Source organism: Lacticaseibacillus zeae DSM 20178 = KCTC 3804 (assembly GCF_000260435.1).
Taxonomy (GTDB): Bacteria; Bacillota; Bacilli; order Lactobacillales; family Lactobacillaceae; genus Lacticaseibacillus; species Lacticaseibacillus zeae.
In genome coordinates, this window is record NZ_BACQ01000031.1 from 319,187 (window position 1) to 331,713 (window position 12,527).

General features: G+C 47.3%; 12 protein-coding genes and 1 pseudogene. 11 read left to right on the forward strand and 2 right to left on the reverse strand.

The genetic code is table 11. The features are described 5' to 3' along the window. Positions 1-88: 88 nt before the first annotated feature. On the reverse strand, positions 89-1,021 hold the full coding sequence (locus tag GSO_RS07210) for a DHH family phosphoesterase (RefSeq protein ID WP_010490587.1): 933 nt from the start codon (positions 1,019-1,021) through the stop codon (positions 89-91). 147 nt (positions 1,022-1,168) lie between these two features. On the opposite strand from GSO_RS07210, the gene GSO_RS07215 reads away from it, so the two are divergent. The 11 genes and pseudogenes from GSO_RS07215 to GSO_RS07270 form a co-directional block, all read left to right on the forward strand. Further along, a complete protein-coding gene (locus tag GSO_RS07215) occupies positions 1,169-2,236 on the forward strand; it encodes an endonuclease/exonuclease/phosphatase family protein (RefSeq protein ID WP_010490589.1) in 1,068 nt (355 codons plus the stop codon). Between the two features lie 460 nt (positions 2,237-2,696). After that, positions 2,697-3,362, forward strand: coding sequence for a hypothetical protein (locus tag GSO_RS07220; RefSeq protein ID WP_010490591.1), 666 nt, complete (start codon positions 2,697-2,699; stop codon positions 3,360-3,362). Between the two features lie 32 nt (positions 3,363-3,394). Continuing rightward, entirely contained in the window at positions 3,395-3,661 is a 267-nt protein-coding gene (locus tag GSO_RS07225; protein ID WP_010490593.1) for a hypothetical protein, read from the forward strand. Positions 3,662-4,005: 344 nt separating this feature from the next. Further along, on the forward strand, positions 4,006-4,842 hold the full coding sequence (locus tag GSO_RS07230) for a PTS mannose/fructose/sorbose/N-acetylgalactosamine transporter subunit IIC (protein WP_010490594.1): 837 nt from the start codon (positions 4,006-4,008) through the stop codon (positions 4,840-4,842). Then, entirely contained in the window at positions 4,835-5,671 is an 837-nt protein-coding gene (locus GSO_RS07235; RefSeq protein ID WP_010490597.1) for a PTS system mannose/fructose/sorbose family transporter subunit IID, read from the forward strand. Before GSO_RS07230 ends, GSO_RS07235 begins: the two co-directional genes overlap by 8 nt. Positions 5,672-5,699: 28 nt before the next feature. Beyond that, complete coding sequence (locus GSO_RS07240) at positions 5,700-6,185, forward strand: PTS sugar transporter subunit IIB (RefSeq protein WP_010490599.1); 486 nt, start codon at positions 5,700-5,702, stop codon at positions 6,183-6,185. Continuing rightward, entirely contained in the window at positions 6,182-7,114 is a 933-nt protein-coding gene (locus GSO_RS07245; protein WP_029345550.1) for a MurR/RpiR family transcriptional regulator, read from the forward strand. The genes GSO_RS07240 and GSO_RS07245 overlap by 4 nt, the downstream gene beginning before the upstream one ends. Beyond that, positions 7,041-7,961, forward strand: coding sequence for an N-acetylmuramic acid 6-phosphate etherase (gene murQ, locus GSO_RS07250; RefSeq protein WP_075761279.1), 921 nt, complete (start codon positions 7,041-7,043; stop codon positions 7,959-7,961). The genes GSO_RS07245 and murQ overlap by 74 nt, the downstream gene beginning before the upstream one ends. Beyond that, positions 7,945-8,964: a serine hydrolase domain-containing protein gene (locus GSO_RS07255; protein WP_010490606.1), complete on the forward strand. Its 1,020-nt coding sequence runs from the start codon at positions 7,945-7,947 to the stop codon at positions 8,962-8,964. Before murQ ends, GSO_RS07255 begins: the two co-directional genes overlap by 17 nt. A gap of 135 nt (positions 8,965-9,099) precedes the next feature. After that, positions 9,100-9,885 (forward strand): serine hydrolase, encoded by a 786-nt coding sequence (locus tag GSO_RS07260; RefSeq protein WP_010490607.1) that lies wholly within the window; start codon positions 9,100-9,102, stop codon positions 9,883-9,885. Between the two features lie 477 nt (positions 9,886-10,362). Next, a pseudogene (locus tag GSO_RS07270) lies at positions 10,363-10,722 on the forward strand (MFS transporter); the annotation flags it as partial. A 137-nt stretch (positions 10,723-10,859) separates the two neighbouring features. On the opposite strand, the gene GSO_RS07275 reads toward GSO_RS07270, so the two are convergent. Continuing rightward, positions 10,860-11,630, reverse strand: coding sequence for a DeoR/GlpR family DNA-binding transcription regulator (locus tag GSO_RS07275; protein WP_010490613.1), 771 nt, complete (start codon positions 11,628-11,630; stop codon positions 10,860-10,862). Positions 11,631-12,527: the final 897 nt, after the last annotated feature.

The following is a 12,527-nucleotide window of genomic DNA, read 5'->3' on the forward strand; positions in this document are numbered from 1 at the left end:
ACAACTGGTTGCTTCATCAACTCGACGAGAAACACCTTATTCTTTTTGTTAACGAGTACTTTTACAGTTTTCTCGTCTCCCATGAAAATTATTGTTGCGCTAACTCTTGCGTAATTGCCTGCACTTCAGCAAGGTCATCTGCCACAGCACCGCTTGCTAAGGGATGGCCCCCACCGCCATGGCGCACGGCTAAGGTGTTGATTTCCTTGGTTTTGCCCCGCAGCTCGACGCGATATTTGCCATCCTGCCGTTCCGTGAACACTACCCAGCGGTCGATGCTGGCGAGTTTGCCGATATTGCCGACTGCGCGCTGCTCTTCGCCGTAAGCTAAGCCAAATTGCTGCAACACTTTTTGCGTGATGAGCAGTGATCCGGCACCGTTTGCCGTAATTTTAACATGTTCCAACGCCCAGCCGATGAGCCGACCGACGTTTTCCGGGAACTGGTCTTCGCGGCGGCCGATCGCCGGTGCGTCAATGCCGGTCGCAAGCAGGTCGGCAGCTGCCAGATGCGTGCGGGCTGTGGTTAAGTCGTAGAGGAAGCGGCCGGTGTCACCGATCATCCCCGCGTAAAGCGCCGCCGCGGCCGGTTGATTGAGTATCAGGCGCTTGCTGTGCTGGACCAGCTCCCAAACCATTTCCGAAGCACTTGACGCGTTGGTGTCGACCCAACTGATGGCGCCGAGTTGATCTTCATTCAGATGGTGATCGATTTTAATGAGCATAGCGCCTTGGTCAAAATGCGTCCCGGCGATGCGCGAGCGATTGGCGGTATCGATCACCACTACCAGTGCGTCCTTATAAGCAGCTGCTGGCACATCTTGCTGCGGCCCGATCCAAGCCAAGTCTGGCGCGGCCGGTCCGGCAGTGTAGACTGTCTTTTGCGGATAAGCTGCCCGCAACAGCAGCGCCAGCCCGGTTTGCGAACCGATGGCGTCTGGATCGGGGTTGATATGACGATGGATAATAATGGTATCGAATTGATCAAAAGCGGCTAAAATGCGCTCGATTTCGGCTGACATAATAGGTTCCTTTCAGTACTAAGCTATGTAAAGTTGTGCATCCTGCTTGCGAAAATGGCAGGCGTGTACACATACTTAATCGTACCGGTCTCAGGTGAAAAGACAACTGTTATAATGATTGAAACCAAACTTAATGGGGGAATATTGGTGAAACGCTTATTGAAATGGATTGCCATTATTGTTGGCGCCGTCCTGCTGGTCGCAGGTGGTTACCTGATTTATCTTTTCACGACTTATTATCGATTACCGGATAATCAGGCGTTGAAAGTCAAAAATCAGCAAGATGCCCAGTTCAAGCCAGGCCAGACGTATACGGCTATGACCTATAACATCGGGTATGGCTCTTATCCGCCGAGTTATAGTTTTTTCATGGACGGCGGCAAATATTCGCGGGCTTATAGCCAACAAGCGGTGCGTAAAAGTATCAATGGTGTCATTAAGACCACGCAGGCGCAAAATCCGGACATTGCCTTTTATCAGGAAATTGATCCGGATGGCGATCGTTCCCGCCACGTGAATGAAGTGAACATGGTGACGCAGGCGCAAAAGCAATATGCCAATGTTTACGGTCAAAATTACGATTCCGCCTATTTGTTCTATCCATTTACCCGGCCGATTGGGAAGGCGAAATCGGGGATTTTAACCCTGAGCAAGGCTAAAGTCGACAATTCCCGCCGTTACAGTCTGCCAGTTGATACCGACTTCAACAAGATTATTGACTTGGATCGCGCCTTTACGGCTACGAAAACGACGGTCGCGAACGGCAAACAGTTCATCATGGTCAACATCCATATGTCCGCCTTTACCCCGAATGTGAAGGTGCAGCAGGCGCAATTTGCCAAATTGTTTAAGTATATTGATCATGCCTACAAGCAAGGCAATTACGTCATGGTCGCTGGCGATTATAACCACCGGCTATTGAAAAATACTGCCGAAATTTTCCACACCAAGAATCTCGAAGAAACTTGGACACATCTGTTCCCTAAGGCGAAATTACCTGCCGGGTTTCACATCCCGACCATGGGCTTGGCTGAAGCTAAAGTGCCTTCCGTCCGCGCCCTTGATCAGCCGTATCAACCCGGAAAAAGTTTTGTGACGTTAATTGACGGCTATATTCTGTCCCCCAACATCAAAGCGGAAAGCGTGCATGTGGTGTCGACCGGCTTTCAGTATTCCGATCACAACCCGGTCGTGCTGAAGTTCCAGTTGCAGTAAAAGAATCCTTGTTGCATAAGCATAAAAGGCTCCTTTGAAGAGTACACAATAACAAGGATTCGAAGTTAAACAAATGTTATAAAAATATAAAAAATAGGAGACGTTGTAAAGAATAAGTAAAAGTCGATATAAGTTTAAAAAACAGCACGTATCTTCAAATTGAAAGATTATCAGCTCTCATGGCAAATACTCAAAATTTTGAGTCGAGGCCTGCGTTTATAGTTCGTTTAAACGTGAGAATACGCAATGACAATAAACATATCTAAATTGACTTGGAATAACCAATTGTAAAACAATAGTTTACTTAAAAAGAGTTTTGTAAACAAAGGTAAAGTTCTTTTACAGCTAGGAAATTTGTTATAAGTAAAATATTACGTTGACATAATTATTCTTTTCAAATAAAGTACAAACCAAGGTTCACAGAATTGTGAACCAAAAAATTTGAAAAGGTGTGTTTTCAATGAAAAAAGCAGCGAAGTTCACCACTCTATTGGCACTAACGGCTTTATCGTTCTCTTTCCCCACATCTCTCTTCACTAAGCCCAGTCAAACGGTACAAGCTGCAGCGACATCGACTCCGGAAACTTCGAAAAACCAATCGAAGTCCCTGGATCAAAATCAGATTAATGAAGTTGATAAATATGTTTCCATTGTAAACAATCAGTTTGTTTTAGATTCAAGTCATATTGACCCTGTAACTGCAGCGGCTGTGAATCAAAAGTTAGCTGAAACCAATAGTTTAGTCAGGAACAAAGGCTACGTCATTAACACAGCAACTAAACAAATTAATACCCAGCCGCAATATGCCGTACAAGATGATGACTTTGAGTATGCAGATGGCAGTATATACGAGCATGAAATAAGGGACTATTGGTGGGGCGTTCGCCATATCTTTAGATCCAATGAAGCAATATATTCGTATATTAATACATTGGAAACATCTGGTATTGCTGCGGGTGTTGTAGCGTTATTACCGGGAATGGAGATTGCTGGTGGGATAACGGCAGCATATTTAGAGAAGGTCGCTTCCGATGTTAATACCGTTCAGTCATTACACTCGACTGAGAAAATCTATCTAGATGTCAACAAAGACTTTTTCTATACGTGTGATGTGTGGCATGACTGATAATTTAGTCAGCCTTGCGAGAAGGTGAGATAATGAATGCGATGCTGTTAACTTTTGTTGTTGTCATGGCTGGGCTGCTATTAAATCGTCTGGTTTGGAAACCAAATGCCAAGTTGCTTAGACCATATCGCGTCTGGTTATATGCTGCCGGAGCTCTGTATTTAATGCTTGTGCTTTTCTTAACCTTGTATCAAAACTCACCGAGCCCAATGCTCTTGTGGATTGCGTTGATACCTGTGGCTATTGCTGCTATATGCGGCATAATTGTAAAGATCAATCGAGCCAAGGGAAGCCACTAGCAGTTCTCATGGCACAGAAATAAAAGAGCTAGATCAGTTTTTGTTAAAAGAGTGGCCTTTGACGTCAGAGGCTGCTTTTTTTATGGCGTTTTTCCACACGCTTGATATTTGTTGGCTCTGACGTAAATGAGGTAAAGAATTAGGGCAAATGAAGTACAGATTTTCGATGCTGTTTCCTCCACAAATTAGCCTCAACGTTTAATATTGGTACACATGTTAGATACCTGTCCTAAAGGAAACTGTATTTCAATGTTAACTTTTATAACGCAAATACTTGAAATACAGTTTCATAAGGCGCCATAATCAAGTTGATCGATGAAATCTTATTAGGGAGGGGAAACATCATGTCGATATCTGCTTTTGCACTTATTTTTCTGACGATCTATGTGGGCTTGGCACAACTTGATGCACTCTCACTGAAGATCGGATTATTTTCACCGGTGTTTGGTGGTGCGGCAACTGGTCTAGTCATGGGTGATCTCAAAACCGGCTTAATTGTCGGTGCGACTTTGCAGTTGGCAACGTTGGGGGTCGCGACTTATGGCGGCGCAACGGTGCCGGACTTTCTTTCCGGCTCGATTATGGGCAGCGCGTTTGCGATTATGTCCGGACGCGGGGCTGCTTATGGGATCGGGTTGGCGATTCCGATTGGCTTGTTACTGACACAAATGGATATTCTGGCGCGGATGACGAACACGATTTTTCAGCATCATGCTGATCGATTGGCACTCAAGGGTGATTATAAAGGCGTCGAACGGAATAACCTTTACGGGATCATTCCGTGGACGGTTTCACGAATGTTGCCGGTTTTTGTGGGTTTGTTCTTCGGCTCGGCGGTTGTTAAAGCCATCAATGCCTGGATTCCGGGGTGGTTGATGGTTGGCTTGAAGACGGCTGGGATTATTTTACCTGCGATGGGGATTGCGATCCTGATGCGGTACCTGCCGATCAAGCGATATTACCCTTATTTCATTCTCGGATTTGTCCTCATGGCTTACTTCACGAAGTCCTTCTCCCTGCTGGGCACGGCGCTGGTCGGCTTCGTCTTTGCGGCGATTCACGTAATGGAGGCCAACGAACGCAAGCACAATGGCGGCAACGGCAATGGCCCAAGCAAGCCTGACAATGGCAGTAACGACAGCGGCAGTAACGACGACGAGGAGGTCGAGATCGATGTCTGACTTGAAATTAAACAAAATAACCAAAAAAGATCTCAAGCACATCTTCATTCAAAACGTCTTGGGATTGCAGTTGGGTTGGAACTACGAAAAGATGCAAGGCTTGGGCTATGCTTATTCGGTGATGCCTGCGTTGAAACGCCTGTATAAAGATGATCCTGCCAAAATGAAACAAGCGCTGAACATGGAGATGGGCTTCTTCAATACCACCCCGCAAATGTCACATTTGATTGTCGGCGCGGATGTTGCCTTGCAGGATCAACTGGGGATGAACGATGAAAATGAAAAAGCTATTGCCGGATTGAAAACCGGGTTAATGGGGCCTTTTGCCGGCGTCGGCGATACCATTTTCGTTGCGATTTATAATGCGATTATTTACTCCATCACGGCCTACATGGCATTATCGAATCAGCCGATCGGCTTATTGATTCCGGTGGTTGGTTGCTTGGCCATTTTATGGGTGCGTTGGAAGTTGTTCCAAATCGGGCTGGCGCAAGGCACGCGGCTGGCAACGACCTTCGCTGACAGCATGGCGATTTTCACGGAAGGCGCTTCGATTCTTGGCTTAACGGTTGTCGGCGCGATGATTCCTGCCGTCATTAATTACAAACTTGATTTGACCTATAAAGTCGGTAAGGTCACGATGAATGTTCAAACCATGCTCGATAAAATTATGCCGGCGTTGATTCCGCTGGCGATTGCCTTGTTCTCGTACTGGATTCTGGGACGGAAGCATATGAATTCCACGCGGCTGATTTTCGTCTTGATTTTGATCGGCATGGTGTTAGGCAATCTCGGTGCGATTTTTGGTTGGATTGGTAGCTTGGTATAAAAAGCATTTTTATGAAGGAGTGATTCCAGTGACAATTGTGGCAGCACGGGTTGACGAACGGATGATTCACGGCCAAGTGGCGATGGTGTGGACGAACACAGTCGGCGCTAATCGGCTGATGGTTGTCAACGATGAAGTTGTACACGATGACATGGCGATTCAGGGGCTGAAAATTGCCCGGCCAGCCGGAAAAAAATTGGCCATCAGCTCAGTGGCCAAAGCCATCGAAAATTTGCAAAATGGCAAATTTGCCGCGGATCAAGTGTTTGTGATCACCCGCAATGTTCCGGACATGGCGAAGTTGATTGACGGCGGCGTGCCGATTAAGTCGTTTAATGTCGGCAACTTGTCTGAAAAACCCGGCACCAAGAAAATCAAGCCATCCGTGGCGTTGTCGCCTGATGATATTGCGATTATTCGGCGTTTGCTCAAACAAGGGGTGACCATTACTGCGCAAATGGTTCCTAATGAAAGCAAAACGTCGATCGCCACGTTTATTGATAAGGCCGAATGACGCCGCTTTTAACAAGAGTGGAGGCGCGGCTTGCGCAGTTGAGCCCGGTTAACCGCGCCTTGGCTCGCCATGTACTCACCGATCCAGAGGCGTTTGTCGCCGAGACAACGGCGCAGATTGCCCAAGCTAGCGGCGTTTCGGCAGCATCGGTGATTCGGTTTGTGCGCCTGTTTGATTTTGATGACTTACAATCGTTTAAGCTGGCTTTGGTGCGCGAAGCCAAGACGGCAGACGATCCACAACCGCTTGATCCGCTGGTACAGGACGATGATGATTTGCCGACGATGATGCGCAAACTCAGTCAGACGGCGATTGCGGCGGTGCGGGATTTGCCGGAAGCGTTGGATCAAGATGCGGTTCAATCGGCGATTACCACGCTGCGGCACGCCCGGCATATTTATCTGGTTGGTATCAGCGCATCGGCACTTGTGGCGCAGGACTTGTATTTAAAATTGATCCGGGCGGGCTATCTGGCGATTTTTGATCATGATGCGCATACGGCGTTGGAGCGGATGTATTATACGACTTCGGCTGATGCGGTAGTTGCCTTTTCCTACAGTGGCATCACCAAAGAGGTCGTTTTAGCAGCACAACAGGCACGGCACAATCACACCCCGGTGATCGCCGTGACCCGTCATGAGCCAAGTCCGTTGCGGAATGTGGCAAGTTGCGTGATTGCTTTGCCGCCGACGGAACCGCTCTTGCGCATCGGTGCTGTGACGTCAATGTTCACGGAAACCTATGTCGCCAATATTTTATTTTTAGGTGTGGTTCATGGCGAGATTAAGCGCACCGAGCAGCATTATCGCGCGACATCACAATTAACCGGGGAATTGAAAATTCGAGGTGAGGAAAATGGCAATCGCAGATCTAACAACCGAACAAAGAAATCCGGCCAGCATACACATCGACACGATGACGACGCCTGAGATTGTGGCTTTGATCAATCATGAAGATGCCAAAATTGCACCGGAGATCGCCAAGGAAGAGGCCCATATTGCCGCGGCTATTGATGAAGCCAGTCAGCGTTACAATCGCGGCGGGCGGCTGATTTACGCCGGAGCAGGCACATCCGGGCGCCTGGGTGTTTTGGATGCGGCCGAGCTGGTGCCGACTTATGGCATTCCGCCAGAGCGGGCCGTGGGCTTGATCGCGGGTGGTATGTCGGCCATGTTCAAATCTGTGGAAGGAGCCGAGGACTCGGCTGAATTGGCCGAACACGACCTGAAGCAGTTAAATCTGAATGCCAATGACACGGTGATCGGCATCGCTGCGTCTGGCCGCACGCCTTATGCGATTGGCGCGTTGACGTACGCGCAGCAGACACATGCACTGGCCGTCTCCGTGACCTGTGTGGCCGATAGTGAGCTGGCCACCCACGCCGACATTGCGATTGCGCCAGTGGTTGGTCCGGAAGTGATTACCGGCTCAACCCGTATGAAGGCCGGCACCGCCCAGAAAATGGTGTTGAACATGTTGTCGACGGGTGTGATGATTCGCGCCGGAAAAGTGTTTGGTAACTTGATGATCGATGTGTTGCCCACCAATGCCAAACTGGTCGATCGGGCCGAGCGGATTATCGTTGAAACTACTGGCGTTACCAAGTCCCACGCCGCTTCCTTATTGAAGGCAGCAGCGCATAAGGTGCCGGTAGCAATCGTCATGGCTAAAACCGGCATGGATACCGCATCCGCAACCCAAGTGTTGGCTGCGCATGATGGCGTCGTGAGTGCGGTTTTAACGGCATGGGAGGCTGAACATGGCCAACAATCCTGACTTAGTGGCGCCGATCACCCAAGCCATTCACGAGGGTGCCGTCTTTGGTGCTTCGTTTAGTTTGGTTGCGCCGGATGAAAATGCGTTATATTTTCTGGGTTATCAAGGTGCCGGCGACGATCATTTACCGTTAATGCCACAGGACCGCTATGACTTGGCTTCACTGACTAAAGTGGTGGGGACGACGACGCGGTTATTGCAGCTGCTGGCGGCAGGAACAATCCAGCTGGATCAGCCGATCGGTTCGCTGGTGAGCGGCTTGCGGTATCCGCAACTAACGATTGAGCAGCTCATGTTACACCGCAGCGGGCTGCCGGCAGATGTGGTAAACGCACATGACCTTGATCGCGACGGCTTGATTAATGCTGTAAAAACAATGACGGCAGTTGCGCCCCCGGACACGACCACGATTTATTCGGATTTGAATTATATCTTGTTGGGCTGGGCGGTGGCCAAAATCGACGGTTCGTTAGCGGCCAGTCTGCAGAAGCACATTTTTGCGTCGTTGGGGATGACGGCTACGGGTTATCAACCCCATGGCGTCGCGGCACGCGATTTTGTCCCAACGGAAAAGGTGCCTGAGCGCGGTAGCGTATTGCGGGGGACGGTTCACGACCACAAGGCCTTTTTACTGGATGGCGTTAGCGGGCACGCCGGGTTGTTTGCGACCTTGGGTGACTTGACGACGTTCACGCGGCTGTTGGCAGGGTTGCCTGTGCCAAATGGCGAAACGGTGTTGCCACCTGCTGCCTTTTCCTTGCTGGATCGCTTTTGTGTCGGCGGGCGCACGTTGGGATGGCGTTGCTGGTCGGCCAATCGCCGCCAGTATTGGCATACCGGCTTTACCGGCACCTCGATTGCTTTTGATCGCGATACCCAGCGCGGATTTGTTTGCCTGACGAATCGGATCTATCCCAGTCGGACTAACCGCGCGTGGGTGAGGATTCGCCTGCAATTACTCACCCGATTTTTCGGAGTCGCCACTTCATGGCCTGATGCGTGACAAGCGGTGGTTGTGTTATCTTTTCCTAGCGTCGGTCATTGGCACGGCGAATGGGTGTATGATCGAAAGTAACTTGAGCTGAGTGTCTAACTAATGCTTGTCTGGCGCTTGGTTCGCGATCGGAGATAGGTCTAGATGAAGCATGCCCATTTAGTTGAACAACTTAACCAACTGCACCGCCACTTTGCCGAGCCGCATGCGCTCTTGCTGGCTGATAACCACCACCTGCTTTATGGCGCAAAGACCGACACGTTATTTCCCGCGGCGAGCTTGATTAAACTCGGCATTGCTGCTTACGTGAAAAAACGTGCTGAAGCGGATCCTTTTCAATGGAATCGAATGGTTGAATTACCAGCAACTGTCGGTGGTGCCGGGATATTGCGCTTTATGACGTCGCCGTCATGGTGTGTGCGGGATTTGGTAACGCTGATGCTAATGGTGTCTGATAATTTGGCGACGAATGCGCTGCTGAAACTATATGGGTTGCCGACCATTTCACGATGGCTGGCCGAACATTTTCCCGGCACTCGATTGAACCGAGCGTTAATGCAGTCACATGCGGACACAGATAACTGGATTACGGCGGAAGCAGCTTGGCGGCTGTTGCACGACTTGTTAACGCCGACCCACCAGTCAGCTGACGGGGATTGGTGCGCGCAGGCATTACGGCACCAGCAAAATCGTACGAAACTGTTGCTGGCTCCAACGATGCGGGCTTTTGTAGGCTGGACGGCCGGTAAAAGCGGTGAATTGTCAAACTGCGAACACGACGCGGCATGTTTTGCGGCAGAAGGCGAGCAGCTGTATGCCGTGGTGCTCACTACGTACAACCACCGGCGAGAAGACGCTATGTGCTTTAATCAGCAGGTAGGTCAGTTAATCTTGGACGATTTTCAGCAGCGGCGGGATCGGCTGTTGTGAGCAGGCATGATAGTCAGTTTCGCGTTTTTTTAATGGACATATCTTCAACTCTAAATTTTTTGGAAATCCAATTACCCAGTGGTGCTGGAATCAAGCCTATAACCAGTATGATTTTGAATCCTACATTGTGCTCAAACTTACTCGCGAGAATTAATGCTAACGGCCATAATATGAGAACTAATATAGCGGTCGTTACCCAGCTATTTGAAAGTGCTTTTCGAAAATGCTTCATGTCTTGTCTCCCAGATTATTGACTGCTGATTTTTCAACTAGCATATCACACGATATTAGAATTTAATTCAAAAAAATTATAATGAAGACCGTGATGGCGGTCTTTTTCTTTGTGTATTTTGACGCTTGTTTCGAGCACCTCTTACTGCACATGATAAATTGACCATTTCAAAAAAATTGCAAATATTATAAAGTGGTTAATATTGTTAGAAAAAGATGAGCCAAGAAAAGAGACGATGATCGTTCATGCAAGCAGCACACGCCACGCACCCTGTCATGATTACGGACCGGGAATCGAATCGCCAAATTACCAAGGACTTTACCAGCAACCTGATCGGCTCATTGAGCGGCGGGATGTTTTCGTTCGGCATGGGGCTGATGTTGCTGAATCAGACGCATTTGGCCATTAGCTTTGGCCTCTCGACGATTGTCGGACCGCTTGTCAGTCTACTGTTGTTTGTACCGATGGGAAGCATTGTCGATCGCTACCCGCACCGGTCGATTTTAATCGTCAGCAATCTTGTTAGGTTGGTCGGATTGGCGGTGTTCGCATGGGCCTTGCCTAACTTTTCCGGAGTGCAAAAGCTTATACCCGTTGTGTTATTTCGAAGAGTCTTCACGTAACAACGGTCGGGGGACAAAAAAATCACTTGATTCCGCCGATTCTGAATCAAGTGATTTTTAAATTAAAGGTGGGTCCTAAATCTCATTGAAGTTTGAAATAAGTATGCACTTCACGTGGATTATTCAGCATTGTCAATAAAAGATATATCAGCCAAACGCATTTGTTGGGCGACTTCCTCATTGATCAAATGGTCTGTAATGACAATATCGACGTTCTGAACATCTGTGGTTTTATAAAGAGCAGTAAGTTCAAACTTGGTGTGGTCGGCAAGAACAATCTTTATGCGACAGTGGTCCATCATTTTCTTGGAAACATCAACCTGGGCGATGTAATGGTTAGTGATTCCGGTCTTTAAGGTGATTCCGCCAACGCCAAAAAATCCAATGTCACAATAAATGTTAGAAATATTGTTGATTGTTAAAGGACCAGAAACGGCGCCCTCGCTTTGACGTAGGTTTCCGCCAAGAAAAATGATCTGAATGCCTTTCTGATATTCAAGAGATTTTAAGACATTTGTCGAATTAGTCACTACTGTGAGGTCTTTAAAATTTGCTTTCTTAATGGCCTCAGCGACTTCGTAGTTCGTTGTTCCGTAGTCTAAAAAAATAGAAAACCCGTCTTGAATGAAGTGTAACGCCATATTCGCGATTTCCTTTTTTTCCGCTACGTTCATTTTTTTGCGCTTGTCATATTTAGTTTCTTTAACGCTGGTGGGCAAGACTGCTCCGCCACGAACAGCATTAACCAGGCCCCGTTGATTCAATGAGTAGATGTCTTTCCGAATAGTTTCTCTCGATATGCCGAGTTCTTCGCTTATTTTGGAAATTCTAACATTTCCATTGCGGTTCAGCTTGTCAACGATCCACTTCTGACGTTCCGTTATGTCCATTTGGAATACCCTAACCTTCCTAAATTCAAGAAAACAACGCAGGTGTAAAGCCAGACGAGACGAGATATATTACGTAATTGTAATAGAGATGGATTTAATTTGCAAAAAGTTTTTTTGGCAATATTTGCAAAGAACGCACGTCTCCCGTTTTTCTGAAGGTTCGTTTTTGGGCTGATTCCGAATATCCATTAGTGCAGATAAGCAAACTAACAAGAAAGAAAAAGCAAGGCAAAAGGTAAATAAAATAACAAATAGAGACCGGAAACAGTCTGGGAAACACAAAAGTTCAAGAAGATGAGTGATGGAACTCGAATTGATATTTTGACTCGTACAAATAAAAGGTTCTTTAAGCCATGACCTTTGCAAAACTCGGGAAAATAGAAAACTGGATATTTATATTGCAAACATGGCAACCTATGATGAGATAGAGGACTTCTAGCCAAGTTAGTTCGGATACAACGTCGTGTTATGAAGTATAAACGAATTACAGCAATATACATATGAATTTAGTTCGTAAAAAACGATGCATTTTAAATTGTCAATAGGGAACAGGCTAAGGGTTCGCCAAAATTTCGAGATACAGATCGGAACGTATCGAGGGGAGAACTTGGCGTTTGTTCGTAAATATAAATATTTGCAATGTTATGTTTGTCAAAAACATAAAACGAAAATGTCTTGCAAAGCTAAATATTTGTGATAGAATGGATCTGTTGAAAACGTTTACAAGACCTGTGTACCGTTTTTAAACTTTGAGACAGAATGGAAGGTTGATATCTTGACTGAGAAGACGGTTAAAGTGTCGGACTTTTTAAATGACAAACTAATTTTCTTGAATCAAACATTTAAAAGTACCGATGAGCTTTTTGAAAAGGTGGCAGAAGTTGCCAAAAATGGCTC